Below are 26,167 nucleotides of genomic sequence, written 5' to 3' on the forward strand. Positions count from 1 at the left end.
TTCTTTTTTTTGAATAGTGGCTATCTTTACACCAAGTACACACGATGAACACATTGTTTTTTTAAACTAGAAATCAGAAAGACAAAGAAAGAGGAGGAGATGTAGAGATGGGAAACATGAAAGCGAAGAGTGCCATTTTATGGAGCGCAGCTATTGCTGTAACGGTTATGGCGGGGCAAGGTTGGGGGCAAGGCGATTCCAGCGCAAGTGCCGCAAGGAGCCAAAAGGCGGTTTTGGAAGTGCAGCAGGCCGGTTATGGCGAGCGGCTTAGCTCTTTTCACAAAGAACGGGGGGTTGAAGCCAGCAACATCGAGAACGATTTTTCCGTTTATTCCAATATTGACGGGGATCATCGGTTCTCGGTGGCGGGAATTGATGATCCGGGTGCATTCAACGTTTATTTAAACGCATTACAACATGCAGTCGCAGCCAATGAGAAGGAAGCGGTGGCCGAATTGTTTTCTTACCCGTTCGCCGTCAATCAAAATGGTGGGACGGTACAAATCGAATCGAAAGAGCAGTTCATTCAAACGTATGAGGATATTATGACCGTGAGGGTGAAGGAGAAGCTGCTGTCCCAAAAGGTTGAAAGTGTATTCGTCAATTACTATGGGGTAATGATAGGCGATGGGGAAATATGGATTAGCCAGTTCGATCAAAAAATAGCGGCATACGCGATCAACCTGTAGCAAACTGCGCGTCTGCCGGCCCGATGGGGAGTGGAGAAAATGAAGCGAAATTTGCTGCTCGTTGAGGACGATATGCTGATGCGCGAGTTTATAACCGACTATTTCAAAAAAGATCAGTGGCAAGTGCATGAGGCGGACAATGGGAAGCAGGCTATCGAGCTGTTTGAGACGGTGTCAGTGGATCTCATCATTTTGGACATTATGATGCCCGAAATGGATGGCTGGTCGGTATGCAGACGCATACGGCAGAAATCTGACGTGCCGATTATTATGATTACGGCGAGAGCCGAAGACGACGATCAAATGATGGGCTTTGAGCTTGGCGCGGATGAGTATGTGACGAAGCCGTTTAGCCCGAAAGTGCTGGTCGCTCGTGCGGGCGTCTTAATGAAACGGACGGAAGGTACGCTGGGGCGGGAGGGGGATACGTCAGCTTACGGCGATCTTCTTCTGAACCGCCGATCCCATACGGTAACGGTAGGAGGCAACGCCGTAGCTCTGACGCCCAAAGAGTATGAGCTGCTTGTATTTTTTGCCAAGCATGAAGGAAAAGTAATGTCCCGCGACCACATTTTGAATGCGTTATGGGGCTTCGATTATTACGGTGATTTGCGAACGGTGGATACGCATGTCAAGAAGCTGCGTTCTAAACTGGGGAATGAAGGAAAACTTATACGAACCGTCATCCGGTCGGGTTATAAGTTCGAGCCCGAACAATGAAGCGGCGCGGCGTGGTGTTTAAGCTTTTTGTTGCGACGTCGGCTATGATCGTCCTCCTCTTTGCCCTTGTTGCGGTGGCGGAAGGGCTGTTTTTTGAACGATTTTACAAAATGTCCAAACTGAATGAATTGCAGCAAAGCGCAGAACGTTTCGAACGTGAGTACGGAGCAGGGGATCGAACAGAGAGGGAAGAGGCTAAGCTGCTAGGCGAATTTATGAATCGCGCCAATGCCAGCATCGCCATCTTGGACGACGAGTACGGTTCGTTAGACATCAATCCCTATTTTATAGATATGACTGTCGGCGCCAACACCGTTACCCTTCGTATTCCTGCGGAGGGCATGAAGGTGGGCGACATTCCCAAAGGGCTTACTGTAGGAGAAAGGTTAGTGGCGGACGGCTTTTTTATGGATGAGAAGGATACTGTCATGATGCCTGTTGTACTGTCACGGCCGAATGCCGGAGGGGATCACGCTGGTCCAGAAGAAGGCTTGAGCCGAGTTGCCGGCCCTATTTCGGAACTGCTGCTGCCCGACAGAAGAGCGTACAACCCGTATTACCAGGACGAATTATTGAAGGAAGCGTTAAAGGAAACGGTGGCTAGCCTCTATTTGGTTGAAACGGAGGTTAGCGAGGGGAAGACAACGCAGTTGGAATGGATCGACAAATGGACCGGGTTGCCGTATTCCATTTTGTTAATGCCGATTAAGGGCGACCATCACGAGGGCCGATATATATTTGCTTTGTCTTCCCTTCAGCCAGTAGGAGAAGCCGTCGACGTTCTGAAAAAATACGTCTTTTATTTAGCACCCGTCATTATTGCCGTTGCCCTTATATTATCGCTGCTTTTTTCGAAAATGGTGGCAAAGCCGCTTGTGAAGCTAAGCCGTACGGCTGAGCGGATGGCAAAGCTCGACTTTACCGCGGGCGAGTCCATCAACTCCAAGGATGAATTCGGCGCTTTGTCCCGTAATCTGAACGCGTTGTCGCATAATTTGGATTCCACTTTGCGAGATTTAACTTTTGCCAATCAAAGGCTTCAAGAAGATGTGGAAGAGAAGAAGCGGCTAGAGGAGCTGCGAAGAGAGCTGATTGCAAACATTTCCCATGAGTTGAAAACCCCGCTCGGCATCGTAAAAGGGTTCGCGGAAGGCTTGCAGGATGATGTGGCTCATGACAAACGGGAGCGTTATCTGACCTTTATTACAAGCGAAATAGACCGAATGAATCTACTCATTTTGGATATGTTGGAGCTGTCCAAATATGAAGCAAAGGCGATCCTCCTGAAACCGTCCGAGTTTTCGGTGAAGCGGCTGCTAGAGGATACGGCGCTTGCTTTTACCCGCGAGCTGGAAAATAAGTCTCTCAAGATAGCTTGGAAGGCGGACGGTGATTGGCTAGTATGGGCGGATATGTATCGGCTGGAGCAAGTTGCCGTCAACCTGCTCAGCAATGCGGTTCGTCATGCTGCTGAAGGAAGCGTCATTCATGTTGAAATTATGCGCTATAGAGAATCCAAGGTGCGGGTGCGTATCGAAAATGAAGGACCTCCTATTGCGGAAGCTGATATGGAGCGGATTTGGGATCAATTTTACCGGGCGGAGCGTTCGAGAGATCGTAAGACCGGGGGAACCGGACTCGGGCTTTCCATTGTGAAACATATTTTGAAGCTGCATGGCAGCGAGTTCGGAGCGGAAAATACCCGGAACGGAGTATCGTTTTATTTTACATTGGAGGAGAGAGGGGAAGAAGTGGATGATGAAGCGTAAAATGGGAAAGGATCAATGGCTGCTGTCGTTGGCGATATTGCTGCTGGTAGCACTGATGATGGGGGCTTGCGGCAAGGGGAACGTGCAGACAGGCGGAGAGTCGGCAGGTCAGCCCTCGGCTGAACAGCCTCCTACGGAGCAAAGCAACGAATCGGTAAAACCGGCTGAGGGAGAACCGAACCGTCAAATTTTGATTGTCATTGATCAGACTCCTCAAGAAGGTTCTGAAGGCAATAGTTTTTATTTTCAAGTGGCGCAAGCGCCAGCCGGTTATTCGCTAGCCGAAATGCGCTGGAAATCGGAACAAAGCGATATTGCTCAAACGGTAGAGGATGCGGTGAATAACGGTGCAAGCGGTGAGGATGGTTTCTATTTCAGCGGGAACGGGCAGTTTTCCGGATTTATTTACCCGGACAGCATGAAGGGCGAAAAGGGTCAAGTTTCGTTTGTTTTTCGAGACGAGAAAAACGGAGAGCTTACTTGGAAGAAGGAGCTGACTTTGAAATAGCTGTGAGAAGTATCTATGTAAAATAGCTGTGGAAAAAAGCCATAGAAAAAAGCCATAGAAAAAAGCCATAGAAAAAAGCCAAAGAAAAAGCGCTGTCCGCTCTTTATGGAGGGACGGCGCTTTTGCCGCTGTTTGGATGACGTTGTTGTTAGTTGCTTTTAGTCGATAGGAGCCAGCCTAGCTTCAATGTCAGCGCGCCGAACTTCCAGAAACGGCGGCAGGTCCAGCCCTTTCCCCAAATCCTCTATTGTGGAATCCGCCGTAAAACCTGGCCCGTCCGTAGCAATTTCGAACAGGATTCCATTGGATTCACGGAAGTACAAGCTTTGGAAATAGAAGCGGTCGATGATGCCGCTGGAGCGGAAGCCCCGGTCCCGAACGGCTTTGTCCCAATATTGAAGTTCCTCTTCATTGTTCACTCTTATGGCCAGATGATGAATGCTGCCTTTTCCCGGTTTTTCGCGAGGGCCGTCCTGCTGCTTAATCACGATTTCGCCGAAAATGAGACCCTGCTCCGCTTGATACACAGCCTCGTCCTCCGAACGGAACACTTCCGTATATCCGAATATACCCGTTAAAGTGGTTGCTAGCGAGTTCAGATCGCTTACCGTTATTTCCATTGAGCCAATGCCCAAAATGCGGTGTTCCTCCGGTACATCGGAGCCGTCCCACGCCGACCAAATATCCGGAACTTCTCTCTCGTTATGATTGATGATGACCATTCGCAGTCCTTCCCCATCTTCAAAATGAAGAGCGTCGTGGCCGGCATAAGTCGTAATCTCACCGTGTTTAACGCGGAATTGCTCGAAGCGGGCTTTCCAATAATCAAGGTTCTCGCGGGATTGCACCAACAGCCCGATCCCTGTAATGGCGTCTGTTCCGCGAACGGTGTGACCAGCCATCGGCATTTCGAAGAAGGATAATTCGGTTCCTGCGCTTCCTGTCAGATCCCCGTAAAAGAGATGGTACATGGAAGGATCGTCTTGGTTGACCGTCTTTTTCACCCGGCGCAGTCCAAGGATGTCTCTGAAGAAATGGTTGGTCGCTTTTGCGTCTTTAGTCAACATAGATACGTGGTGATGTCCGTTAATGGTATACATAGTAGTTCCTCCTTATGGATTGGTTGATTAGTCAACTGACAGCGAAATAAAAACTATTGCGGCGGGATTTCTTTTTGCAAGCTATGTTTATGAACGCGTTTCATAAGCTCGTACAGCGTTTTTTGTTCTTCATGGCTAAGGGCTTCCTCGAAAAAAGAGGATTGAAAAGCAAGCTGCTCGGGAGTTGTTTGTTCCAGTATCGATTCCGCTTTTTCGGTGAGGCGGATCGTTTTCGTTTTCCAATCCGTTTGGCGCGTAATGTAGCCTTCCTTTTCGAGGCGAGCGAGCATACGGGAAATACCGCCATGCGTCACCGTTACCTTATCGGCCAGTTCCGATTGCGTGAGCGGCTGATAGACATGAATTTGCATCATCACATCAAACTGAGCGGTTGTCAGGCCAAAGCGCTTCAAAAACTCGTTCGACATTCCATTGCTTTGATTCGCAAACCGCATTAGTCTCAACCAAATCAATGATCCGATCGTATGGTTCCGCAAGTAGTATCCCTCCTTTTGTTTTTCTTATTATCACTTTACTACTCAATTGATATATTGTCAAATGGTTCCCCAATGTGGAATTCGTCCTTTTTCATGAATGATAAAGGGATAATTGCCCACACTATACGGGATAGTTAGGATAGAAAGGGTGGAGACCTTATGAAACGCCATTTGATCACATTGTTTGTAATAGGAATGACTTTAGCGGTTGGTATGTCGAGCGTACAGGCTTCAGCGGCGGGTAGGGCTGAATTCAGGGAAGAGAAGATTTCCCATGGCAAAAAACAGCAGCAATGTTTGACGGAGTCTGCGGTACAGCTTAAGTGGAATTTAAGAAGACTGTGGATCGATCATGTCGTCTACACACGGGATTATATTGTTAGCGCAGTGGAAGGGCTGGCGGACAAAGATAAAATTTTGGCACGTTTGCTGAAAAATCAGCAGGATATCGGGGATGCCGTCAAACCTTTCTACGGAGAAGCGGCGGGAAATAAACTTGCGGAATTGCTCAGGGAGCATATTTTGATTGCGGATAAAATTGTAGAGGCTGCAAAAAGCGGCCAGCAAGCGGAAGTCGAAAAGCTGGATAAGGACTGGCATCGGAATGCTGACGATATCGCTAAATTTTTAAGCGACGCCAATCCGAATTGGACGGATAAAGAACTGAAGGATTTGCTGTACACTCATTTGCAAATGGTGACGGATGCCGTTGTCGCTCGGATTAAAAAAGATTGGGATGCCGATATCGCCGCCTTCGACAAAGGCATCAATCACATCATCGTGCTCTCCGACGCTCTAGCCGATGGGATCATTAAGCAGTTTCCTAAGGAGTTTAAATAACTTGAAGAGCCAGCCGGAGCAGAGAGGGTCCGGCTGGCTCTTTTTTAGATTTTGGGGCGCTTGGCGCAGCTCAATTGTAGATCGGACGGCCTGTCCACCCAATTGTCTAAATTGCGCTCTTTTCATATTTAGTTGTACCAAGAACCACTAAATCACTCAAAAGCGCCGAAAGTAGACGTTTAGTATTGCCAAAAACCACTAGACAAATGAGCTCAAAAAGGGATACGCCTCTCGGAGCTAATCCGATATTCATTCTCCTTCGCCCACTCGGTTAGCCCTGACCAAAACTGCTCGCAGGCGGAAAAAATATGTTCCCCGTCATCCAGCCGTCCAGACATGACCATAGCGGCGACTTGATCGAAGCCGCGCGGCCGATTTGGAAGTTCCAGCGCTTCCGGCAGCACTTTGGCACCGCTCGAAAATATTTTGCGATGATGCAAACCTAGCAGATACGCACCATATTTCGCAATCTCCATAGCCAAATATGGCAAATAGCTTGCCGGACCATGCAAATTTGCATTGCGGAGTTTGCCAGTGTATTCAAAGAGAGCGCATGCAATGACCTCGCTCACCGCTACTCTGAAATCCTCCGCGCTCAAAGACTGCGCCGCTTCCTTCAGCTTGGGGAAAAAGCCCTCTGGATCATACAGCCCTAAATGGTTGAAATAAGGGCCATGCGACAAAGGCCACTCCCATGTCATAGAGGACGCTTTCTCCAGCAGCGCTCCTTCGTTGCATACGTCAACCGCCGCTGTCCAAGCGTCTGTGGACCATTCATGGATAAGGTCTACGGACTCCTCCGATTCGCGCAGCACACAAAACATCTCAATATCGGAATACGGTCCGTCTTCGCCTCTTGCTGTTGATCCGTATAAGCCGATTGCTAAAATTTGTTCTCCATAAACGACATGTAATCTTTCTGCAATTTCATCGACGATTTTTAATCGTTCCATACGTGACATTGGAGCCGGTCCTGTCATCATCGCTCACTCTCTTCCTATTATTAAATTGGGAACAGGTCAACTAGCGGGTACAGGAAGGCAAGGCGGGGCACGTGGCTACTGACGAACTTTTCGCTGCATGAGAGCTTCTCCTCCACATCTGCTTTTGTAAAAATTTTACCTAAACCGCATTTATTCCGCAAGGAACCGAAATTCGATTTAAAAATGGCCATGCAGCCGCACAGTAAACGGGGTATTCAGACATAAACCATTTTTCCATACTTTCAAATGTAATTTTCTGAAAATTTCACATGTCCGTGCACATTATGAACATAAGTTTTAATACCGTTTCCATCTATTGTAATCGCTTTCTTGATGTACTATATTAAAATTGATATTTTACTAAATATTTAAATATAAGGAGTTTCTATGAGACTAACGATCAGCAGGAAATTGATTGCCGGATTTATGGCCGTATTGCTCGTATTGATTTCCACTATTGCGATCTTCTACTTCCAGTTTACTTTGATGGAGAGGCATTACCTCGACTTGGTAGAGGACAAGGCGAATAAGCTGATTCAAATCCAACAGTTGAACGTCATTGTCAAAAAGCAGCAGTCGGCGGTAAGGGGTCACTTGCTGCTGAGCGACGACGAAACGCTGCAAGCTTTTAACGACGCCCATAACGAATATACAGAAAAGAGCAACAGCCTCAGCGAGCTTATCGTGCATCCCGAAGGGAAAATGCTGCTTATGCAGCTCAACCAGTTCGAAAGTGAATACTTCCATATTTCCACCAATTCCATCGACCTTAAAAAGCAGAACAAAGCAAACGAAGCGATCAATCTGGCCGCGACCAGAGGCAAAGACATTATGGACCGTTTCGACGAAAAAGCCGAGCAACTGGCCGTCTTCCAGCAGAAGCTGATGGATGATCAGAAGAGCATTACTGCAACCGAGGTAGCTTCGATCAAGCAGCTGGTCATTGCCCTAGCGGTTGCCGCTGTTCTGATTAGTTTGGTCATTGCTTGGTTGATTGGTAGATTGATTTCACGGCCGGTCGTCAAAATTGCGGCCGCTGCGCGCCAAATTGCAACAGGCGATCTGACCTGTGACGAAATAACGGTCAAAAACAGGGATGAAGTCGGGGAGCTGGCGCAGTCCTTCAACCAAATGTCGCAGCAATTGCGTCAGCTTATCCATCAAGTCAACTCTAATACGATGCAAGTGGCGGCTTCCTCGCAGCAACTGACCGCAACGAGCGAGCAAGCTTCTCACGCCTCTCAGCAAATTGCGTCCACGATGCAAAATGTCGCGGCGGATGTGAAGCGGCAATTCCACCATTTGGAGGAAGCGTCGACGACCATAAATGAAATGTCGATGAGCGTCCAGCATATTGCAGACCATGCGGAGAGCGTGTCCGACACGGCTAACGAGGCTTATTTGCGCGCTTCGGAAGGAGATAAAACGGTTCGCCTAGCCGTTGCTCAAATGAGCTCTATCCATGAAACGGTGTCTAGCCTATCCGAACGGATTAACGGGCTAAACGAACGTTCTTATCAAATTGGAAAAATATTAAACGCCATTGCGGATATTTCAAAGCAGACCAATATATTGTCTCTGAATGCGGGCATTGAAGCTGCCCGCGCGGGGGAGCATGGCCGTGGTTTTGCGGTAGTGGCAAGCGAAATTCGCAAGCTAGCGGAGCAAACTTCGTCGTCAGCCGCACAAATCGGCGAGCTGATCGGAATGATTCAGGAGGAGACGAAGCTTGCTGTGGGCACAATGGGCGCAGCAACGGAAGAAGTGGCTTCCGGCATTGAAGCCGTTCATTCGGCAGGCAAAGCTTTTGTCCATATTCAAGGCTCCGTCAATTCGGTCAACGATCAAATTCACGAGGTTACATCCTCTATTCAGCAGATGGCCGTTGGGACGGAGCAGATCGTACATTCTATGTCGTTTATAACGGGTATTTCGTCGTCGACCGGCAGTATGGCGCAGGAGGTATCCGGCGAAACGGACAAGCAGCTCTCTTCGATGGAAGAGGTGTCCGATTCCGCGCGATCCTTGTCCCATATGGCGTCTCAATTGCAGCTTACGATTGAAAAGTTTAAAGTGTAATGAACAAAAGAAGAAGAGGGGGCCGATGAATGTTCGGCTCCCTCTTTTGTTAACTATAGCGCTGTATCGTCCACGCTGTCGAGCCAGCTCTCGATCGTTCCGATGACGGAGGTGACGCAGCCGTCTTCAAATGGCGAGATCAGTCCAGCCTCGCGAACGAGCTCTGTAAAGGAAAGGCTTCCGCCTAAGCGGCAGAGGTGCAAATAGTCCGACCAAGCGGCGCCGCGGTCCTCATGCATCTTTTTCCAAAATTGAAAGGCGCAAATTTCCGCCAGCGTGTAGTCGATATAATAGAACGGCGCGTTGAAAATATGGCCTTGCTTATGCCAGAAGCCGCCTTGCGACAAATAAGCGTTGTCCGCATAATTGCGGTGCGGCAAATATTTGCCCTCGATGCGGCGCCATGCTTGTTTGCGCTCAGCCGGGGTCGCATCCGGATTTTCATAGATAAAGTGCTGGAATTCATCCACCGTAACGCCGTACGGGATAAACAGAAGCGCGCCGGACAAATGATCGAACTTATATTTTTCCGTATCTTCTTTAAAGAACAGCTCCATCCACGGCCATGTAAAAAACTCCATGCTCATCGAATGGATTTCACAAGCCTCGTAAGTAGGGAAGCTGTATTCAGGAACAGAATATCCTCTGCTTTCGAACACTTGGAAGGCGTGGCCGGCTTCGTGAGTCAGCACGTCGATATCGCCGGAGGTGCCATTAAAATTGGAGAAAATGTAAGGCGCTTGATGCTCGCTAATGTACGTGCAATAGCCGCCGCTTTGTTTCCCCTTCTTAGCGACAAGGTCCATCAGCTCGTTCCGCTGCATGAACTGGAAAAACTCATCCGTTTCGGGAGAAAGCTCCGCATACATTTTGGCGCCGCCAGCGGTAATCCATTCAGCATTCCCTTTAGGAGTCGCATTGCCGGAGAGGAACGAAAGACTTTCATCGTAGTAAAGCAGCTGCTCTACGCCGATACGGCGCTGCTGGCGCTCTCTTAGCTTAGTTGCGACGGGTACGATATGCTGAAGCACCTGCTCGCGGAAGCGGGACACCATCTCCGCATTATAATCGGTACGGCTCATCCGGGCGTAGCCCAGCTCTACAAAGCTAGCGAATCCCAGTTTTTTTGCAATGCCGGCTCTCGTTTTGACTAGCTCGTCATAAATCCGGTCGAAATCGGCTTCATTGGCTCCCATAAAACCAGAGACAGCTTCCGCCGCACGTTTGCGCATATCGCGGTCGGTCGATTGCTGGAAGGGCTGCATTTGCGCAAGCGTGCGCTCTTCACCTTCAAAATCGATTTTGGCCGAAGCGATCAGCTTTGTATATTCCGTCACCAGTTTGTTTTCTTGCTGAAGGTCGCCAATAATGTCGGGACTGAACGTTTTGAGCGACAGCTCGGCAAGCTGGAACAATTGGCGTCCCCACTTATCTTCCAGTTCTGTTTTGTATGTAGCTTTTATAAGCGCTTTATAGAAGTCTGTAATGTACTCTTGTACGACGGGACCGTTCTCGTCAAAGAAATCCTGCTCCGCCTTGTAAAACTCGTCATTTGTATCGATAGAGTGGCGAATGGAGGCAATTTGCTGCATGGAATCAAATTCGCTTCTGAGCTTGTTGATTTCCGTCATGGCCGCATCTTGCTCGTCATAGCTGCCCGCCGCCTCGAATTGGCCGATCAGCTGTTGGAATTTTTGTTGGAATGCGGCTACGTCGGGTCTAGAATAAGGATATTCGCTAAATTTCATGAATAGGCACCGCCTTCTGTTATGTTGTACGCATCCATTATACGCCAAATAGGCTTGGACAAAAAAGCTAAAATGGCCTCGCAAGCCGTTAGTGGATGTCTAACAGCCGAGATACCGTAATCAGGCCGCTGGCCTCGCGCTTATCCGATGGCAACGGGGGCAAGCCACGCGTAACCGGGCATATTGCGCATGATACCGTACAATACGGCAAGAGCGATCATGATGGAAAAAACGGCTTTGCTTGTTTTATGCAGCTGTTTTTTGCGGGCGAGCACATAGAGAACATACAGGGGAAGGAGAACTAACCATAGAGCATTGTAACGAAGCCCCTGATAAAGCTCTCCTTCGAGCAGCGACTGGGCGGCTCTTGTAATCCCGCAGCCGGGGCAGTAAAAGCCCGTTAGCTCGCGGATCGCGCAAGGGACCCCGACGCCGGTAAGCGGCAGCCACACTTTTATATACAACAGCCCTCCAACAGCTGCTATAGAGACCCAAGCTATGGTGGGGTGCTTGTTGATCTGTTCTTTCATTTTGGCACGGATGGCTATCATAGTATCCACCCTCCTCACCATTTAATCGTTCGTAGGTCACAGCTCGCTTTCTGATTCTATAAAGTAGTATATGATGATATCCATTCCGATAAAAGAAAAAAGGATGCAGGAAAGGTTCATAATGCCGTGGATTGGATTCAAGGAAACTTTCCGCTATACTTATAAAAAAGAATGGAGCTGGAACGATGTCGACTTTGCCCAATTGCCCGAAGTGCAATTCAGAATATACATATGAAGACGGGAACCTCTACGTATGCCCGGAATGCGCGCATGAGTGGGGGATGGAGCCGAGCGGATCGCAGGCTGATGACCAGAAAGTCATAAAGGATGCCAACGGCAACGCGCTTAGCGATGGAGATACGGTGAGCGTCATTAAAGATTTGAAAGTGAAAGGCAGCTCCTCCGTTATTAAAATCGGCACCAAAGTGAAAAATATCCGGTTGATTGAAGGAGATCACGATATCGACTGCAAGATCGACGGATTTGGAGCTATGCAATTGAAATCGGAGTTTGTGAAAAAGATCGATAAGTAAGTTACAATTGAGCGAAGATAAGAAATGGAGTGGAAGCAAGTGTCGAATGAAGAATTGATTTTGACGCCGGATGGACTGGCGAAAATTGAGGCCGAGCTGGATGAACTGAAAACGGTCAAGCGCAAGGAGCTGTCGGAGCGGCTGAAAGTGGCCATCAGCTACGGGGACTTGAAGGAGAACAGTGAATATCATTCCGCCAAAGACGATCAAGCTTTTATGGAAACCCGTATTTTGCAATTGGAGCGGATGTTGAAAATCGCCCGCGTCGTCGATGCAAGCAGCATAAGCCTCAGTCAAGTAGGCGTAGGCAATGTTGTTGTTTTGAACGATGTTGAGTTTAGTGAAAAAATCGAATACCAAATTGTGGGCCCGGCTGAAGCCGATGTGGCAAACGATAAAATTTCGTATGAAAGCCCGCTTGGCAAAGAGCTAATGGGCAAAAAGGTCGGCGACAAAATTCATGTGAGCGCACCGGCAGGCGTAATCCAATACGAGTTGCTTGAGATCAAAGCTGCTCTCTAAATGAAATTGTAAAGTCGTGGCCAGATTTGAATAAAAGGCGTTGTCGTACCCGTGAACCAGGGGCGGCGGCGCCTTTTTTTTGTTTTACGGGGAGGGTGTTTTTCAAGCGGATTAGGGCTGGGTGTCGTTGTAAAGAATGTTGCCGGTATAAGCTTGTTCCGGGGTATTGGAATGGAGCTGTGGAGGCAAGCTAGTGGTGGCATTGATTACCTATATAGTCGCGATTCGGCTCCCGGTCTAAAGTGCGGATTATGGCGCGGTGTTGCTTTAATACGATCCATTGCCCAGCTGTGAGCGCTTCTGCTATAATCGGCTTGGTTAACGAGTACGCATGATGAACGACTTTATAGTAATCAAGCGAAGGCCTTGTGGTGTTCGTTTTTTTGTTATGGATTTCGTAATCGGGAAGGATACGGGAAAAATGACGATGAAAAAGAGGATTATCGATATTTTGACGATTATGTTTGGCGCCTTTGTGTTTGCGGTGGCCATTAATGTATTCGTCATTCCAAACGACTTGGGGGAAGGCGGCGTCACGGGCGTCACGATCATTCTTTATTATTTGTTCGAATGGTCGCCTGGCCTCGTCAATTTGATTATTAATGCTTTCCTGCTCATAGTCGGATATAGGTTTTTGGATCGAACAACGACGATATACACCATTATTGCGGTATTGTTCAATTCCTTGTTCCTTATCCTTACGGAGAACTGGACGATTGCTACAGACGATTTGATGATTAACACCATTTTCGGCGGGGTGCTGACGGGCGTAGGTCTCGGCCTTATTATTCGGGTTGGCGGCACGACGGCGGGAACGACGATTTTGGCCAGAATTATGAACAAATATTTGGATTGGAACATTAGCTACGCGCTGCTGTTCTTTGATTTGATTGTTGTTTTCTCGTCTTATTTTATTATCAAAATTCAGGGTATGCTGTTTACGATCATTATGCTCTATGTCGGCACTAAAGTGATGGACTTCATTATCGAAGGCCTTAACTCGCAAAAAGCGGTAATGATCGTATCGAACGAACAAGCCGTCATTGCCGAGCGGGTCAACCGGGAAATGGATCGCGGCGTTACAATTTTCCACGGCAAAGGCAATTACACAAATACGCCGAAGGATATTTTGTACATCGTTATTACGAAGCCTGAGGTCAGCACACTGAAAAAGATCGTTAAAGCGGTGGACAAAAACGCCTTTATTACGATCCACGACGTAAGAAACGTATTCGGCGAAGGATTTGTCGATATTTCCAAATAAGATGGCTCATCTGGCCAGCGTATAATAGGTAGTTGGCAAAAGGGGAGGCACAAATCATTTTTTGATTTTTGTGCCTCCCCTGTTATGAAGAAGCCTTCAAACCCACTGTAGCGGCAGTGGATTTGAAGGCTTTTTGGCTTTAAGTGTGGGAAAGAGGGACTGACTCATTCGTCTTTCCCTGTTTTGGGCATGCTTTTTCGGGAGGAGAACGCACAATTGTGACTGAGGAGCGACCGCAGTTGGCCGTCGAACTGCTGGAGAACAACGGGCCGAGCTTCCTTTTGGCGATTTAGTTGTTTGAGAAACCACTAGAGGTGAGGCGAGGCCCGGATTTGGGCATTTAGTTGTGTGAGAAACCACTAGAGGTGAGTCGAGGTCTGGTTTTGGGCATTTAGTTGTGTGAGAAACCACTACAGGTCAGCCGAGGTCTGGTTTTGGGCATTTAGTTGTGTGAGAAACCACTAGAGGTCAGCCGAGGCCCGGATTTGGGCATTTAGTTGTGTGAGAAACCACTAGAGGATAGCCGAGCTTCCTTTTGGCGATTTAGTTGTTTGAGAAACCACTAGAGGTGAGGCGAGGCCCGGATTTGGGCATTTAGTTGTGTGAGAAACCACTAGAGGTGAGTCGAGGCCCGGATTTGGGCATTTAGTTGTTTGAGAAACCACTAGAGGTGAGCCGAGGTCTGGTTTTGGGCATTTAGTTGTGTGAGAAACCACTAGAGGTCAGCCGTAGCCGATCTTCCGGACAATGGGGTGGCCTTCGCTCGCCAACAATCTGTTCAAGAAGACAACTATAGAACAAAAAAGAGGAATAGCGAAGGTCAAGTCATGAATCTCCCCAACCAACGCCATTCCTTGTTTTTTAAAATCAAACGAGCGATCTCATCAAGCAAGCGAGACTCCTATGGGTCATGCTTTTTTTTTTGCACGTTGGCTTAAAATTTAAGCGTTGCCTTCCCTTTTTGCCAGCTCTTTGCGCACAATTGGCGCTACCTTTGTGCCGAGCAGCTCGATGGAGCGCAGCACCTCGCGATGCGGCATAGAGCCGACGTCGATATGGTGGAAGAAGCGGGTAATGCCTAAGTTTTGATGCAGCAGTAAAATTTTTTCGGCGACAAATTCGGGATCTCCGACATACAGCGCGCCGCGCAGGTTGCGGGCGGAGTCGAACGCTTCGCGGTCGTAATGCGGCCAGCCGCGTTCCATTCCGATTTTATTCATCTGAGCTTGAGTGTACGGGAAAAAGGTATCCGCTGCCGCTTGCGTTGTGTCCGCTACAAAACCGTGCGAATGAGTGCCGATTTGCAGCTTGCTCAGGTCGTGCCCGGCTTTGACCGCAGCTTGTCTATACAAGTTAACGAGCGGTGCGAACCTTTCCGGCATGCCTCCGATAATGGCGAAGACGACGGGCAAGCCCATCATACCGGCGCGGACCGCCGATTCCGGGCTGCCGCCCGTCGCTATCCAAACCGGAAGCGGGGCTTGAACGGAACGAGGGTAGACGCCCCGATTGTTAATGGCTGGACGATGACCTCCGCGCCAAGTCACATTTTCCGATTCCCTTACCGCAAGCAGCAGCTCCAAGTTTTGTTCAAACAGTTCGTCGTAATGGTCAAGGCTTTGCCCAAATAACGGGAAAGACTCAATGAATGACCCGCGCCCGGCCATAATTTCTGCCCGGCCATTCGATATCGCATCCACAGTCGAAAAAGCCTGATAGACCCGAACGGGATCGTCCGACGAAAGCACGGTCACGGCGCTGGTCAACCGAATGCGCTCCGTTCTGGCCGCAGCTGCTGCAAGCAGAACGGCCGGGGCGCTGGCTGCATAATCCTCTCTGTGATGCTCGCCTATTCCATAAACATCAAGGCCGACTTGATCGGCAAGGACAATTTCTTCTATTCCATTGCGAATGCGTTCCGCATGGCTGACAGCTTTGCCTACGGAGGACTTTGGCGAAGCTTCAAAAAACGTGCTGATTCCAATTTCCATATAGTTGGCACCCCCTGGTTGTTTTATTTATTTTACTATACTTTTTAATGTAAATCAACTTTAGTAAGTTATTGAATGAAACGAAAGCAGAACCGATTTAGCGATTCTGCTTTCGTTAAGGGGTATAAATTAGGCTTTTTGCGGTTTTCGATCGCCCGACTTGGCGGCAGATCCGGCCGTATCTCCAAATTGAAGCCAATAAATGGCGGCGGAGGCGGCAATGAGAATGGCGAGTACAAAAAAGATGTTGCTGTACATATATACGGATGGGTTGGTTACAAACGGGTTCAGATGAAAAGCGGATTCTCCTTGGTCAAGCAGCTTGCCGATTAAACCCATGGAAACCGCGCCTGCAATAAAGTTTGTCATGGAGAACATCCCCATGCCCACTCCCGTCTGTTCTTTCGTTAGCGTCCGCGAAATCGTATTCGACATGGCTACCGACATAAACGTTTGTCCCACGCTGGCGAGGACAAGAAGGAGCGCTATGACCATAGGCTGAACGCCTGCAAAGGTGGAGAGCAGGGCAAAAGCTAGAAGCATAAGCGCCGAGGCGATGCGAACGAGAGAAAAGTTGCCCTTCAGATCGGCCAGCTTGCCGCCGCTTCTACCGAGCAAGGCGGCAGCAATGGCCGCCGGGAACAATACAAAGCCGATGCTCCCCGGAGAAAGTCCGTTTAATTGGTTCAAAAATTGCGGTGTCATATACATGGTGCCGAAATTCATAGCTGTTGTCGCAAATGCGATCAGGAGGCCAATGGTAAAGCCTCTATTGCTAAACAAGGCAGGATCGATAAACGGATGGGCAGCTTTTCGTATTCGGACGATAAACAGAACCAATAGAACCGCGCCGATGGCAAACAGCAGCGGCCGGGTCAGAGTAATGCCGAGCAGCAGCAGGGCAACGACCGAAGCGAGCAGCGCTCCGCCAATATAATCGATTTTGCCGGCTTGTCCTTTGGAATCGTCCAAATAGCGGCGGAAAAAGGGCAGTGTCAGCAAAGGAAGCAATGAAATAAGGAACAGCAGCCTCCAGCTGCCGAAGGAGGTCACCGCTCCGGCAACGACCGGACCTAAAGCGCCGCCCAAAGCAAGGCCGATAGCAGAGGTGCCGAGTGCGCGTCCCCGTCTCTCAGGCGGGAAGTAACGGATTGGAATAATCATGGCGGTCGCTGGCAGCACGGAAGCTCCGGCCGCTTGAAGGACCCGGCCCAAAATCACCATCCAATATTCAGCTGACCATAGACCAATAGCGGAACCTAAAGCGAACACAAGAAGGCCGTACGTGAGCAGATCCTTTAATTTGTATTTGTCCGCTAGCTTTCCGAAAAAGACCGAGCCTATCGCATATACAACCATGTAACTGGTCATGATCCAGCTCACTTCCGAGGGGACAAGCTGAAACTCCTTCCCGATTTCGGGAAGAACGACGTTAAACATCGTTCCGTTCATGACGGAGAAAATTAAAGTAATGGCAAGGACAATCAGCAGCTTTTGGCTGTTTTGTGAAGCGGGTGTACTCATTGCTGCGCCTCCTAATCATGTATAATAAAATTACTGAGGAACCTCTCTATATCTTGAAGGATACAATTTGTTTCTGAAATTGTCAAAGCCTGTACAATTAACTTTCCCAGTATGCCCCACTATTTTTCGAAAAGAGGGCTTGCGTTTATTTGCCGGGAATCGAGGCGACTGTGTACAATGGAGTAAACAAAAAAACGATTACATGAAAGTATAGTTAAGTGAGGAGAGATAGCATGAACGAACCGGGGGATCGTTTGGAAGCGATAGATGTTCTTCGTGTGCTGGTGAGGACGACCCATTTTATTCAACGGGAATTTGAGGCGCAGCTCTCTTCTCTTCAGCTTCCGTTCCCGATCTCTGCACCGCGTCTGCGGGTGCTTTCCGCCGTGTCGGATGCGAAGCAAATCCGGATGAGCGAGCTGGCGGCCAAACTGGGCATCAAAGCGCGCACCGTAACCGATTTTGTGGATGCGCTGGAGCAGGACGGGCTGCTCGTTCGGACGCAGGACCCGACAGACAAGCGGGCAACGCTCATTGAGCTGACGGAGCTGGCTGAAAAACATTTGAGCGGAGTGCTTGCTTTCCAGTCCGGCGTTTCGGAGAACATGCTGGCGGGCTTGTCCAAAGAGCAGCAAAAAACGCTCACCGGCTTGCTGCTTTTATTGGCAGAAAATAAAGAGGCGTCCGGCTCCTGCGCGGATGAACCGGAGTAGGCCTGGATGAAAACAATAGCCGTTGTAGATGATGAGCCTAAAATTCGAGACGTGATCGTTTCCTATTTGAAGCAAGCGGGGTTCCAATGTGTCGAAGCAGGGACGGGACTAGATGCGCTTCATCTTGTGGAGACCGAGGCCGTCGATTTGGTCATTTTGGATTTAATGCTGCCGGATATGGAAGGAGAGAGGGTATGCGAAGCCATCCGCCGTATTCATTCCGTTCCCATTCTAATGCTGACGGCCAAAGTGTCGGAAAACAACCGGATCAAAGGGCTGTCCCTTGGAGCCGATGATTATTTGACCAAGCCGTTCGATCCGCGTGAGGTGGTCGCGCGGGTGCGCGCTATTTTGCGGAGGAGCGACGATGCAAGTCTGCTTGCCGATCGGTTGACCTTTAACGAGGGGCATCTGGTCATCGATTCATTGAAGCATGACGTTTACTCCGGCGGCCGACCGGCGAATCTGACTCCAAACGAATACAAGCTGCTGCTGGCGCTTGCCAAGTATCCGCAGCGTCATTTTACGAGGGAGGAACTGGTCGAGAAGGTGCTCGGCTACGATTTTGAAGGCGATAGCCGCACAATCGATCAGCATGTCAAAAATATTCGTTCCAAAATCGAAGCCGATCCGAAGGCGCCGCGCTATATTACGACCGTATACGGGACGGGCTATCGGTTTGCGGGGGGAGAGCTATGAAGGAGCGGCTGCCACTCCGCCTTGCCTTTGTCATTATTGCAGTCGCTGCCGGCATTGTGCTTATTGCGACAGTCAGCATTATTTTGGAAACCCACTACCACATTTCGATGTACGAAGAACAGACCTCCGATAGGAGCAACGACCACCAGTCGCTGACGTTTCATTTGGAACAGGCGATGATTCAGACGATTTTGTGGACCTGCTTCGGCTCCATTACACTTGCCGTCATTGTCGGCTATTATGTAGCGAAACGGATTTCAAGACCGCTGCTGGACGTCAAAAGAGTGGCGGAGAGGATGAAGGACGGGGATTGGGACGCGAGAGCGGAAGCGAAGGGAGACGACGAGCTGGCGCAGCTCGGAGCGTCGCTCAATAAGCTGGCCGAGCAGCTTCAACGGCAGGAAAAGCTGAGAGTAGCGATGACCGAGGACATCGCGCATGAGCTGCGGACGCCGCTTGCAACACTGAAAAGTCACATGAGGGCGCTGGAGGACGGAGTTTGGGACCCAACGCCGGAGCGTATCCATACTTGCTATGAGGAAATAGAAAGGCTGACGGATTTGGTGGCGGAGCTGGAGGATTTGACTTACGTGGAATCGCCCGGCTTTCAGCTTGACCTTCGGAACGGTCTTCTGGAGGATGTGGTACAGAGGGCGGAGGAGTTGGTATCGTCGGCGTTCCGTGAGAAAAGGGTGGAACTGCGGCTCCGGCTGCAGCCCGGTGTTCGGCTGGAGATGGATCAACATCGGATGATGCAAATTTTGGTCAATTTGCTTAGCAACGCTTTGAAATTTACTCCTTCAGGAGGAGACGTTTGGATTGAAGCGAGGGAAGAGGGCCGATATGTCCTCCTCACGGTGAGAGATTCCGGCGCCGGCATTCCGGCTGAAGATTTGCCAAACATTTTTGAACGGTTCTATCGGGCGGAAAAATCGCGCAATCGCGAGACGGGCGGCAGCGGTCTTGGACTTACAATCGTCAAGCAGCTCGTCACGGCGCATGGCGGCACGATTCGGGCGGACAGCGGGAGCGGCGGAACCGCTTTTTATATTCGATTTCCGGGGAAGCTTTAACTTTTGTGCCTAATGCAGCTTTGTTCGCGCAATAACGGCTTCTTCATAAGATCTTCAAAAGTGCGGGTTACACTGACATTATCTATCCACCGTCTGAAACGGCGGGCAGGGTAGAGATGCAGCAGTTGTACAGTTGTTCGCACATAGAAGATCTTTTTTTATTTTAGGAGGAGTAGTCGATGAAAAAAGCAATGAAAGTTGGTCTGGTTTCGGCCGCTGTCATGTTGACGCTTACGGGATGTCTCAGCTCCAATAATGATTCATCTACCAAGGACGGAGGAATAGCGGGAACTCAGTCCGCCCCGTGGATCGCTTCTAAAAATACGACCCGAATCAATGCAAGCGAACCGGTGGAAGCCGCCGCACTTGTCTCGCGCACGTTATGGATGGCTACGACGGATAGCAACCGCCCTGGCGGCGTTATTTTGGCCGACCCCGAGCAGTGGCAGACCGCGCTTGTGAGCGCCAATATGATCCATCATCCGAATGACGGTCCTCTTTTGTTCGTGGGCAAGGACGGGGTGCCGGACGCTACGCTGGACGAGCTGAAAAGGCTGCGTCCAAAAGGCGTAGAGAGCAACGAAGGCGTTCAAGTGCTGCTGGCAGGCGATATAAGCGAAAAAGTGGAGGCTGAGATTAAAGGGCTCGGGTACAAAGCGGACCGAATACAGGCGGCAAACCCGGCTGCTTTTGCGGGAGCAATCGATTCGTATTATTCGGAGTTGACGAATGATCTTCAGATGTCCGTCATCGTAGGATCAATGGAAAGCAAGGAATACACCATGCCGGCAGTCAACTGGATTTCTCATATGCCGGAGCCGCTGTTATATGTGAAGGAAAACGAGATTCCTCAAGAAACGGCTGACGCTTTGAAGAAGCGGGGAGGCAAAGCTACCGTTTATATTTTAGGTCCGGAAGCCGCTGTATCGGCTAAAGTAGCTGAGCAGCTCGGACAATACGGTCGGGTCGTTCGAATCGCAGGGGATAACCCTTATGACAACGCCATCGCTTTTGCCAAGTTTAAGGACCCGGAAACCGGCTTTGGGTGGGGCATCACGACACCGGGGCACAACTTCTCATTTGTATCGCTGAAGTCGCCGGATCTGGCTTTGGCGGCAGCGCCATTTTCCCATTTGGGCAAGCATGCTCCGCTCCTTTGGACGGATGAAGGGGCAATGCCGGATTCGGTCATGTCCTACGTTATGTCGATTCAGCCAAAATATAAGGATTCGCCCGTTGAAGGGCCTTACAACCATGCGTGGCTGACGGGCACGGAGAGCCAGCTTTCCGAAGGGGCACAGGGCGAGATCGACGCCATGCTGGAGATTGCGTCGGCATCCGGCGCCGGGCATGGTGCGCATGGCGGCACATCGGCCGGGTCGGGCTCCTCCGGCGGCACTGATGCTAGCGCTGGCGGCAACACTGGCGGTGCCACTACGGAAGGGTCGGCCGGGGCAGAGACCCAGCCGGAAACGCAACCAGAACAAACAGATTCGGGCATGGCGCATCACTGATTAGTATTCTTTTGGACAGCCACTAGTGGTTTCTGGCACAACTAAAGGGTCGGAGTGACTAGTGTTGCAGCTATTAGCTAGCAGTTTCTGGTGCCGCTTTCCGACAGCAGCCTGACGGGAAGTACAAAAAAGGACCTCATCCACGCACTCAAAGCGTGATTGGAGGTCCTTTGACTTTTGAGCAGCTGCGTAAGTGGTATTTGTCCAGTACCTACTTTGCTCCATGACCCATATTTAGTTTGAAAAGGATGCTCCTTAGTATATTTAAGCCGAGGGTTAAGAATTCCGAAGAATGGCTTCCGCAAAAGACGGGAACAGGCGGTTAATCATCTTTAGCAGCTTTACTTTGCCGATAGCCGCTTCTTCGCGATTTCGGAGAAAGCAGCGGAAAAACTCATCTGCAAGCTGTTCCGGCGTAATTTTCCCCCGGCCTCGGCCTCGCGTCATGTCCGTATCGACCACGGGCGGAATGATCTCAAAGACGCGAATCTGCGTTCCTTGCAGTTGGTCGCGCAGCGCTTTCGAGTAAATGTGCAGAGCGGCTTTTGTCCCGCAGTAGACGGGGGCCGATTTTTTCGGGACTAGCCCGAGGCCGGACGAGACGTTGACAATTGCGGCTTGCTCTTGACGCGACAGCAAAGGAAGGAGCTTCGAGGTCAGCAGGACAGGCGCTGTAAAGTTGATGCGAATCTCATTATCAATAAGATGCGGTTCGACGCCGTTCATAAAGGAGTAGTTGTGCTGAATGCCTGCATTGTTGATTAAAATGTTCAGCTCAGGATGGTGATCGAACAGCGTTTGCACTAGCTTGTTGACAGCGGTGTCGTCCCCCAAATTGCAAGTATAAACAGATACTCCGGTGAAACGATTTTTGAGCTGCTTCAGTTTATTTTCGTTTTGCCCAACTGCAATGACACGGTTTCCTTCCGCCAGAAACTTTTCGGATAATGCAAGCCCAATGCCGGACGCTCCTCCAGTAATGAGCACAGTATGGCCTTTGGCCTTCATAACAATCGCCCCTCTCTGGTTTTACTATAAACCGGAAGGGGAAACGATTCCTTAACCTAGGTTAAGGCGCCGCCGAATTCGGCTGAGTGCGACAGGCGTAATGCCAAGGTACGAAGCAATGTGGTACTGAGGAATGTTCGATGCGGCTTTGCCGAACTGCTCCTGGAAAAGCCGATAACGCTCCTCAGCGGACAAAAATAGCAATTCTCGTTCCCGCAATTCTTTTTTGAGAAACAATTGTTCTGCGATGAGGCGTCCAAAGCGGTTCCAGCCGGGATGGCGGTCGTACAGCGACACAAAATCGGCATAACGGATGGCTAAAATCTCGCTGTCCATCAAGGCCTGAATCGACAGGCAAGCCGCCGTTCCTTGAAGCAGCGCGCTGTATGGGGCGACAAAGTCATGCTGTGAGCAAAAGCTTTTGTTAAACTCGCTGCCGTCTGGCGTTGTGTAGTAGAGGCGGAACAACCCTTTTGAGCATAAGCCGATGGAATCGACGGGGTCGCCCGACCTTACCCACAGCTGTCCCTTTGCGATGCTCCTTCGGGAGGCCAGACGGCCCAGCCCAGTCCATTCCTCAAGCGGCACGCAAACGGCTGCGGGTATGATCGAGTACAGTTTTGTCCATAGCTGCTCATCCATGAAAGTCACTCCTCCGGCTCAATCCTCTTTTTACCATTATGAGTCGCGTCACCAGTGGATGTCTATGCCAGAGCAGCTTGATTGTTGGAAAAGAGAGCGCAGCCGCTTGGCTAACTACCTTTAGTTGGCAATGGCAGCTTTTGCAGCAGGCAGAATGCTTAAAATGGCGTTTCTGACGCCAGTTGGATCGCCGATCATCGGGAGATGCCCCGTATTCAGCTCCACGACGCGCTGGGCGGACAGCCTCGCAATCATACGGTCCTGCATAACAAGAGTGAATTCCTTATCGTTTGTAAGCTTTATATAGAGTTTCGGGATATGAGGGATTGCGGCGCCTGTTTTCTCCGTATAGAGCAGACGCGATTCCGGCTGGAATCCGCTCGCAATGACATCGGCCTGCTTGTCAGTCAAATCGTTGCACAGCCCAGACCGCAATGCCGCTTCCGGCGGCTTGGTGCCGACCAATCGCAGAATGACGGAGTAAATGGCCCGCTGCGGGAAAGGAAGCGAAGATAAGAAGGAACCGCCATTTTCCGGAATGGCTGCCCCTACAGCAACAAGGCCTGCTACGCGGCCTTTAAACTCTTCCGCTAGTTTCAGTGCCAGCACGCCGCCAATAGAGTGTGCGACCAGAACAAACCTTTGTACGCCCCAATCTTCGATTTGACGCTTGATGCTGGAGATATAGTCGGCGATGCCCGCTTCATTGCGCTTCTTTGAACGGACGTTTGCACTTGCCCGAGGAAATTCAACCGCCAGACAAGGGGCGTCCAGCCCTCGTATTACCTCACTCCAAATGCCGCCGTTTAATCCCGCCCCATGGATAAAAACAAATCCTGTTTGTTTAGTTGCTTGCTCTTCCCGATTCATAGATTTCATATTCAATCAGCCTCCGATAAGGTTTGGTGTTGGTTTGATGTCCTCATCTTAAACCTAAAACAAGACAAATCATGTCTTATTTATATGCTATGATGAGAAAAAATGGAGATGGGGTAACCAGCACATGCAAAAATCGCAGCGACTCATTCAAATGATTATGATGATCAACGCTCGAAGGTCGTTTACGGTAAGGGAGCTGGCCGATGAATTTGGATTGTCGACCCGCACGATCACACGCGATCTGCTGGAGCTTAGCGAGCTTGGCATTCCCGTCTATTCCATTCAAGGCAGGGGAGGCGGGTACAGGCTGCTGAAAGAAAGGCTTCTGCCGCCGATCAGCTTTACGGAAGGCGAAGCGGTGGCGATGTTTTTTGCCTGCCATTCGCTGCAATATTTAGGCTCGCTTCCGTTCGAGGAAGGGGCGGGCTCCGCCCTGCACAAGTTTTTTCATTATTTGCCCGAGGATATGAAAGATAAAATTGAAGCGATGAAAGAAAAGGTTATGATTTGGAGCCCTTACCGGCCGATGTCTGCCGGTGTGCTGCAAACCCTTCTGCAAGGCGCGCTGGAGAAATGCACGGTCACGATCCGATATCGTTCGAGCGGAGGAGAATCGGTTCGCGACATTCAGCCAATCGGCCTTTATGCCAGCTCCGGCTACTGGTATTGCCCCGCCTATTGCATGACGAAGGGGGAGGTTAGACAATTTCGCGGGGATCGCATCGTATCGGCGGTGCTTCAGCCCGACATCCCTTTCAAAGAGGAGATAGGGAAGCTGACCATACACAATAAGCCGGAGCGGGACGGTGAGGAGCGGACAGAGTTCAGGGTCTCTCTTACCCGGAAAGGAGTTTGGCTGTTGGAATCGAGCGATAGATTTGCTCCTTTTATCGAGCGGGGGAGCGATGGCAGCGGGGTGGCAGCAATTCCGATTGCGATGGAGCAAATTTCTTTTTATAGCGATGCGATATGGGCGGTAGGGGCCGAGGCCAAAGTAGAAGCACCAGAAGAAGCAGTCTTTTATATCCAAAACAAATTAAAGATTATGGCGGCTCAATATGGCTAAAGCAGAAGGAAAATGAATCCAGAACTTCGAATAAGTTTGGTAACAACAAGAATTGAAGGGGCGCCGAAGCCATGCGGAGGACTTACGACGAATATAAGAGGCTGTTTGCCGGAATACCTATGCCGTTTGCATTTTTGGATTTGGATATGCTGGATCAGAACGCCGTGGATATGGCGGCGGTAGCCGGAGGGAAGCGGATTCGAATTGCGACCAAGTCGATCCGGTCCGTGGAGGTGCTTCGCAGGCTGCTGACTGTAAGTCCCGTCTATAAGGGGCTTATGTGCTTCACGGCGGAGGAAGCCGATTTTTTGGCGGCGCAAGGATTTGACGATCTGCTGCTTGGTTATCCTCAAGGCCAGCCAGCCGCCGTCGGTCGTTTGCTGGAGCGAGTAGCCGAAGGTCAAACCATAACGTTTATGGTAGATAGCCTGGAGCAGGCGGAGCGGCTGGCAAACATGGGGCGGGAGAAGGGGACCGTCGTCCCGATTTGTTTGGACCTTGATCTTTCCGTTTCATATCCCGGCCTGAGATTCGGGGTTTGGCGCTCGCCGCTGTCATCGTGGCTGAATTTGAAGCCCGTAGCCGAAGGGATTGCCGGGAACAAGTGGCTGCGGCTGGACGGCTTGATGGGGTACGAAGCGCAGGTGGCGGGGGTGGCGGATCGGGTGCCTGGACAAGGGCTGCGGAGCGGGTTCATTCGCCTTTTGAAAAAAAGGGCTGTGCAGGAATCGGCCAGACGAAGGAGGGAGGCTGTACAAGGCCTTCGGGAAATGGGAGTGGAGCTGCGGTTCGTCAACGCTGGAGGGACAGGCAGCTTGGACAGCTCCAGCAAGGAGCCTTGGGTGACAGAGGTGACAGCCGGCTCCGGCTTGGCCTTGTTCGATCATTACTCCTCGTTCCGCTACCAGCCTGCCGCCGGGTTTGCGGTTGAAGTGGTGAGGCAGCCGAGAGCGGATATCGTCACTTGTCTTGGAGGCGGCTATAGCGCGTCCGGTTCCGCAGGGAGCGACCGGCTTCCAACGCCTTATTTGCCGGAAGGCTTATCGTTGTTTCCGTTAGAGGGAGCGGGCGAGGTGCAAACTCCGCTGCGCTGCAAGGACGACGTGAAGCTGGTCCAGGGCGATCCCGTCTTTTTCAGGCATGCCAAGGCCGGAGAGTTATGCGAGCGCTTTCCTATTCTATATACCGTGTCACAAGGCTCTATGACAGGAACGTATTTTACTTATCGGGGAATGGGAGAGTGCTTTCTGTGAAA

General features: G+C 50.3%; 25 protein-coding genes. 15 read left to right on the plus strand and 10 right to left on the minus strand.

Annotated features, from left to right (window positions below; genetic code table 11):
- Positions 1 to 107: 107 nt before the first annotated feature.
- From ACFQZE_RS20040 to ACFQZE_RS20055, 4 genes are read left to right on the plus strand one after another with little or no spacing between them, the layout of a single operon-like run.
- Positions 108 to 689, plus strand: a complete 582-nt coding sequence (locus ACFQZE_RS20040) for a hypothetical protein (RefSeq protein ID WP_379360343.1) — start codon at positions 108 to 110, stop codon at positions 687 to 689.
- Positions 690 to 728: 39 nt separating this feature from the next.
- Positions 729 to 1,409 (plus strand): response regulator transcription factor, encoded by a 681-nt coding sequence (locus ACFQZE_RS20045; RefSeq protein WP_379360345.1) that lies wholly within the window; start codon positions 729 to 731, stop codon positions 1,407 to 1,409.
- Complete coding sequence (locus tag ACFQZE_RS20050) at positions 1,406 to 3,178, plus strand: sensor histidine kinase (RefSeq protein ID WP_379360347.1); 1,773 nt, start codon at positions 1,406 to 1,408, stop codon at positions 3,176 to 3,178. The genes ACFQZE_RS20045 and ACFQZE_RS20050 overlap by 4 nt, the downstream gene beginning before the upstream one ends.
- Complete coding sequence (locus ACFQZE_RS20055; protein ID WP_379360349.1) at positions 3,165 to 3,686, plus strand: hypothetical protein; 522 nt, start codon at positions 3,165 to 3,167, stop codon at positions 3,684 to 3,686. Before ACFQZE_RS20050 ends, ACFQZE_RS20055 begins: the two co-directional genes overlap by 14 nt.
- Before the next feature lie 158 nt (positions 3,687 to 3,844).
- Here ACFQZE_RS20055 and ACFQZE_RS20060 read toward each other — a convergent pair whose 3' ends face one another.
- Entirely contained in the window at positions 3,845 to 4,786 is a 942-nt protein-coding gene (locus tag ACFQZE_RS20060) for a ring-cleaving dioxygenase (protein WP_379360351.1), read from the minus strand.
- Positions 4,787 to 4,839: 53 nt separating this feature from the next.
- The gene (locus tag ACFQZE_RS20065; RefSeq protein ID WP_379360353.1) at positions 4,840 to 5,283 is read right to left on the minus strand and encodes a MarR family winged helix-turn-helix transcriptional regulator; all 444 of its coding nucleotides are present in this window, start codon (positions 5,281 to 5,283) and stop codon (positions 4,840 to 4,842) included.
- 159 nt (positions 5,284 to 5,442) lie between these two features.
- Here ACFQZE_RS20065 and ACFQZE_RS20070 point away from each other — a divergent pair, with 159 nt between their 5' ends.
- Positions 5,443 to 6,123 (plus strand): glycosyltransferase, encoded by a 681-nt coding sequence (locus ACFQZE_RS20070; protein ID WP_379360355.1) that lies wholly within the window; start codon positions 5,443 to 5,445, stop codon positions 6,121 to 6,123.
- A 212-nt stretch (positions 6,124 to 6,335) separates the two neighbouring features.
- On the opposite strand, the gene ACFQZE_RS20075 is transcribed toward ACFQZE_RS20070, so the two are convergent.
- Positions 6,336 to 7,106 (minus strand): ANT(4')-I family aminoglycoside nucleotidyltransferase, encoded by a 771-nt coding sequence (locus ACFQZE_RS20075; protein WP_379360357.1) that lies wholly within the window; start codon positions 7,104 to 7,106, stop codon positions 6,336 to 6,338.
- Between the two features lie 387 nt (positions 7,107 to 7,493).
- Here ACFQZE_RS20075 and ACFQZE_RS20080 point away from each other — a divergent pair, with 387 nt between their 5' ends.
- Complete coding sequence (locus ACFQZE_RS20080) at positions 7,494 to 9,185, plus strand: methyl-accepting chemotaxis protein (RefSeq protein WP_379360359.1); 1,692 nt, start codon at positions 7,494 to 7,496, stop codon at positions 9,183 to 9,185.
- Positions 9,186 to 9,238: 53 nt separating this feature from the next.
- Here ACFQZE_RS20080 and ACFQZE_RS20085 read toward each other — a convergent pair whose 3' ends face one another.
- The gene (locus ACFQZE_RS20085) at positions 9,239 to 10,933 is read right to left on the minus strand and encodes a M3 family oligoendopeptidase (RefSeq protein WP_379360361.1); all 1,695 of its coding nucleotides are present in this window, start codon (positions 10,931 to 10,933) and stop codon (positions 9,239 to 9,241) included.
- 140 nt (positions 10,934 to 11,073) lie between these two features.
- Positions 11,074 to 11,484, minus strand: coding sequence for a DUF2752 domain-containing protein (locus ACFQZE_RS20090; RefSeq protein ID WP_379360363.1), 411 nt, complete (start codon positions 11,482 to 11,484; stop codon positions 11,074 to 11,076).
- Between the two features lie 185 nt (positions 11,485 to 11,669).
- On the opposite strand from ACFQZE_RS20090, the gene ACFQZE_RS20095 reads away from it, so the two are divergent.
- From ACFQZE_RS20095 to ACFQZE_RS20105, 3 genes are all read left to right on the plus strand, one after another.
- Entirely contained in the window at positions 11,670 to 12,017 is a 348-nt protein-coding gene (locus ACFQZE_RS20095; RefSeq protein ID WP_379360365.1) for a zinc ribbon domain-containing protein YjdM, read from the plus strand.
- Between the two features lie 39 nt (positions 12,018 to 12,056).
- Positions 12,057 to 12,539 (plus strand): transcription elongation factor GreA, encoded by a 483-nt coding sequence (gene greA, locus ACFQZE_RS20100; protein ID WP_379360367.1) that lies wholly within the window; start codon positions 12,057 to 12,059, stop codon positions 12,537 to 12,539.
- 427 nt (positions 12,540 to 12,966) lie between these two features.
- A complete protein-coding gene (locus ACFQZE_RS20105) occupies positions 12,967 to 13,803 on the plus strand; it encodes a YitT family protein (RefSeq protein ID WP_379360369.1) in 837 nt (278 codons plus the stop codon).
- A gap of 941 nt (positions 13,804 to 14,744) precedes the next feature.
- Here ACFQZE_RS20105 and ACFQZE_RS20110 read toward each other — a convergent pair.
- Positions 14,745 to 15,794 (minus strand): LLM class flavin-dependent oxidoreductase, encoded by a 1,050-nt coding sequence (locus ACFQZE_RS20110; protein WP_379360371.1) that lies wholly within the window; start codon positions 15,792 to 15,794, stop codon positions 14,745 to 14,747.
- A gap of 129 nt (positions 15,795 to 15,923) precedes the next feature.
- The gene (locus ACFQZE_RS20115; protein WP_379360373.1) at positions 15,924 to 17,318 is read right to left on the minus strand and encodes an MFS transporter; all 1,395 of its coding nucleotides are present in this window, start codon (positions 17,316 to 17,318) and stop codon (positions 15,924 to 15,926) included.
- 233 nt (positions 17,319 to 17,551) lie between these two features.
- Here ACFQZE_RS20115 and ACFQZE_RS20120 point away from each other — a divergent pair, with 233 nt between their 5' ends.
- The 4 genes from ACFQZE_RS20120 to ACFQZE_RS20135 all read left to right on the plus strand — a co-directional run bounded on the left by ACFQZE_RS20120 (position 17,552) and on the right by ACFQZE_RS20135 (position 21,317).
- A complete protein-coding gene (locus ACFQZE_RS20120; RefSeq protein ID WP_379360375.1) occupies positions 17,552 to 18,031 on the plus strand; it encodes a MarR family winged helix-turn-helix transcriptional regulator in 480 nt (159 codons plus the stop codon).
- 6 nt (positions 18,032 to 18,037) lie between these two features.
- Complete coding sequence (locus tag ACFQZE_RS20125) at positions 18,038 to 18,730, plus strand: response regulator transcription factor (RefSeq protein WP_379360377.1); 693 nt, start codon at positions 18,038 to 18,040, stop codon at positions 18,728 to 18,730.
- Positions 18,727 to 19,803, plus strand: a complete 1,077-nt coding sequence (locus ACFQZE_RS20130) for a sensor histidine kinase (RefSeq protein ID WP_379360379.1) — start codon at positions 18,727 to 18,729, stop codon at positions 19,801 to 19,803. Before ACFQZE_RS20125 ends, ACFQZE_RS20130 begins: the two co-directional genes overlap by 4 nt.
- Positions 19,804 to 19,982: 179 nt before the next feature.
- On the plus strand, positions 19,983 to 21,317 hold the full coding sequence (locus ACFQZE_RS20135; protein WP_379360381.1) for a cell wall-binding repeat-containing protein: 1,335 nt from the start codon (positions 19,983 to 19,985) through the stop codon (positions 21,315 to 21,317).
- A 276-nt stretch (positions 21,318 to 21,593) separates the two neighbouring features.
- On the opposite strand, the gene ACFQZE_RS20140 is transcribed toward ACFQZE_RS20135, so the two are convergent.
- From ACFQZE_RS20140 to ACFQZE_RS20150, 3 genes are all read right to left on the minus strand, one after another.
- A complete protein-coding gene (locus ACFQZE_RS20140) occupies positions 21,594 to 22,325 on the minus strand; it encodes an SDR family oxidoreductase (RefSeq protein WP_379360383.1) in 732 nt (243 codons plus the stop codon).
- A 51-nt stretch (positions 22,326 to 22,376) separates the two neighbouring features.
- Positions 22,377 to 22,967 carry a Crp/Fnr family transcriptional regulator gene (locus tag ACFQZE_RS20145; RefSeq protein WP_379360385.1) on the minus strand — a complete coding sequence of 197 codons (591 nt, stop codon included), beginning with the start codon at positions 22,965 to 22,967 and terminating at the stop codon, positions 22,377 to 22,379.
- Positions 22,968 to 23,087: 120 nt separating this feature from the next.
- Complete coding sequence (locus tag ACFQZE_RS20150; protein WP_379360387.1) at positions 23,088 to 23,846, minus strand: alpha/beta fold hydrolase; 759 nt, start codon at positions 23,844 to 23,846, stop codon at positions 23,088 to 23,090.
- A 124-nt stretch (positions 23,847 to 23,970) separates the two neighbouring features.
- On the opposite strand from ACFQZE_RS20150, the gene ACFQZE_RS20155 reads away from it, so the two are divergent.
- Together ACFQZE_RS20155 and ACFQZE_RS20160 are read left to right on the plus strand one after the other, a co-directional pair.
- Positions 23,971 to 24,912 (plus strand): helix-turn-helix transcriptional regulator, encoded by a 942-nt coding sequence (locus tag ACFQZE_RS20155; protein WP_379360389.1) that lies wholly within the window; start codon positions 23,971 to 23,973, stop codon positions 24,910 to 24,912.
- Between the two features lie 71 nt (positions 24,913 to 24,983).
- A complete protein-coding gene (locus ACFQZE_RS20160) occupies positions 24,984 to 26,165 on the plus strand; it encodes an amino acid deaminase/aldolase (RefSeq protein WP_379360391.1) in 1,182 nt (393 codons plus the stop codon).
- The last annotated feature ends 2 nt before the right edge of the window (positions 26,166 to 26,167 follow it).

Origin of the sequence: Paenibacillus sp. GCM10027627 (genome assembly GCF_042675505.1) — a bacterium.
Classification (GTDB): domain Bacteria; phylum Bacillota; class Bacilli; order Paenibacillales; family Paenibacillaceae; genus Pristimantibacillus.